The 535-nt window shown below is 70.7% G+C and carries 1 protein-coding gene; it reads right to left on the reverse strand.

Annotation, left to right across the window (positions count from 1 at the left end; translation table 11 throughout):
* Positions 1-535 (reverse strand): CarD family transcriptional regulator (locus EN852_RS34850; RefSeq protein ID WP_281407822.1); only part of this gene is annotated, 535 nt, incomplete at both ends.

Here is a 535-nt window from a genome sequence, read left to right on the forward strand (position 1 = left end):
GCACCGCCACCTGCTTGCCGGCGCTGGCCGCGGCGAAGGCAGCCCGCACCGCAACCTCGGTCTTGCCGAAGCCCACGTCGCCGCAGACCACGCGGTCCATCGGCTGGCTGCTGGCCAGGTCACGCAGCGTGGCATCGATCGCCGCCAGCTGGTCCGGGGTTTCCTCGAACGGGAAACCGGCCGCGAACGGCTCGTACATCGCGCGGTCCACCTGCAGTGCCAGGCCGGCACGCGCCTGGCGGCGGGCCTGGATTTCCAGCAGTTCGGCGGCAACGTCGCGCACCTTCTCGGCGGCCTTGCGCTTGGCCTTGCTCCACTGCTCCCCACCGAGCGAGTGCAGCGGCGCGGTTTCCGGCGACGCACCGGAGTAGCGGCTGATCAGGTGCAGCTGCGCGACCGGCACATACAGCCGGTCGCCCTTGGCGTACTCGATCTCCAGGAACTCGCCGGGCATGCCGCCGACATCCATTGCGATCAGGCCACGGTAGCGGCCGACGCCATGGTCCTCGTGCACGATCGGCGCGCCTTCGGTCAG

Source organism: Mesorhizobium sp. M2E.F.Ca.ET.209.01.1.1, from assembly GCF_004010375.2.
Taxonomy (GTDB): Bacteria; Pseudomonadota; Alphaproteobacteria; order Rhizobiales; family Rhizobiaceae; genus Mesorhizobium.